A 1,895-nucleotide genomic window follows, 5' to 3' on the forward strand; every position below is an offset into this window, starting at 1 on the left:
GCCTCGTGCAGTAGCACGCCGGGCCAGCCGGGGCCGCAGACGACTTGCATCTCGCCCGCCGGGGCATCGACCGATTCGAGGTTCACCAGCGCCTGGGCGAGCGCGATGTCGATCGCGCGTTCCCACGTGGCCGGTTCGAACAGGCGGTCGTAGAGATAGCGGCCGCCCAGGCCGTGATAGCCGGTCTCGCGCCGGTCGCCTTCCCGGGCGACGATCGAGACGTTGAGGCGGACGAGCGGGCGCACGTCATGCCCGATGAAGCCGTCGGGGCGCACGATCTCGACCACGCTCCACGATCCCGACAGGCCGACCGTGACCTGCGCCACGCGCGGATCGCGCGCGCGGGCGGCGGCATCGATCTCCTGGCACAGCGCCACCTTGCGCGCGAACGGCACCGCCGACAGCGGATCCTCGCCGGTATAGAGTTTCGCGTTGGTCCGGCGCGGCGGCGCGGCGCGTCCCTGCCCGGCCGGGTCGAGCAAGGTCATCGTCTCGGCCGCGCGGCGGATTGCGCTCTCGCTGATCTCGTTGGCGTGCGCGAAGGCGGTGGTCTCGCCGGACAGGCCGCGCAGGCCGAAGCCTGCCTGCGTGTTGAAATCGGCGGTCTTTAGCCGCCCGTCGTCGAACCCGAACGCCTCGCTCGCGATATATTGCAGGTACAGGTCGCCATCGTCGCAGTTGCGCAGAGCGTCGCCGGTCAGGCGCGCGGCGGTCTCCGGATCGAGGTCGCGATAGAGGAAGCGGCGGGGATCGGCGGTGAGGGTCATCGTGCCGATATAGGCGGGGACGCGCCGGCTCGTAAGCCTCCCCGTTGCACGTTCCGGCGGTGGGGGGCGAAGCGGCCGGCAGGCCGCTCCGCCCCTCCGCGATCACATCTTGAACGCCAGGCGGAGATAGCCGAACTGGCCGGGCACGTCGTAGGTCGTCGGATCGTAATTGGGGCCGGTGCAGGTGTTGCAGCCCGGGGGATCCTGGTTGAACACGTTGATCACGCCGAGCGTGAAGGTCAGCTTCTGGTCGAGGAAGGCGGGCGAGAAACTGAGCTGGACGTCGCCGTAGAAGCGGCTGTCGAGCTTGTTGCCGTCGCTTTCGGTGACATGGTGGATGTAGCGGCCGGTGAACGAGGCCGCGAACTGATCCAGCGCCCAGCTGATCGTGCCGTTGCCCTTGAACTTGGGATAGGACTGATCGGGGAAGCCGCGCGTCGTTCCGCGATAGCTGATCGTCGCGCTGCCGTCGTCGGTCGGGAAGCTTTCGGTATATTTGGCGAGGTAATTGCCGTTGAGGTTGAGCCCGAACAGCCCGAACCCGGTATCGGGCGTGCGGTAATTGGCGGTCAGGTCGACCCCGCGGGTGCGGATGTTACCGATATTCTGGAGCAGCCCGATCACCCGCGCGATCTGCCCGCTCGGGGTTCGGACCACGTTGGCGCAGCTCGATGCGTCGCCCAGCAGCGCACAGCGCGACAGCGTGACCTGCGGGTTGATCGCCGCGATCGCGCCCGAAACCTTGATGTCGTAATAATTGGCTTCGATGCTGAACTGGCTGGCGAACCCGCTGTCGCGCGCCCAGGTGGGGCTGTAGACCGCGCCGAACAGCCACGTCTTCGACGTTTCGGGGGTCAGGCTGCTGTTGCCGCCGGTCAGCGTGCCGACCTGCCCGCCCTGCGGCTCCTGATAGCTGCCGCTCGCCGGGACGCCGTTGGCGGCGCAGTTGGTGCGGACGGTCGCGGAGCTCTGATAGAGCGAGCCCTCGACATTGGTGCAGGGGTCGTCGATCGGCGCGTCGGCGCGCGACTTCGCGCCGAACAGCACGCCCATGCTCGGCGCACGGAAGCCTTCGGCCGAGGATCCGCGCAGCAGCAGGTCGGTGAACGGCTTCCACAGCACCGATAC

General features: G+C 68.1%; 2 protein-coding genes. Both read right to left on the reverse strand.

Annotated elements, in window-relative coordinates; all coding sequences use genetic code 11:
* The coding region (locus ACOJSF_RS02125) for a TldD/PmbA family protein (RefSeq protein ID WP_420140587.1) at positions 1–767 on the reverse strand (767 nt) is incomplete at its 3' end.
* Between the two features lie 102 nt (positions 768–869).
* Positions 870–1,895, reverse strand: a 1,026-nt coding sequence (locus ACOJSF_RS02130) for a TonB-dependent receptor domain-containing protein (protein WP_420140588.1), incomplete at its 5' end; no start/stop codon positions are given.

The organism is Sphingomonas sp. (assembly GCF_048594985.1).
Classification (GTDB): Bacteria; Pseudomonadota; Alphaproteobacteria; order Sphingomonadales; family Sphingomonadaceae; genus Sphingomonas_I.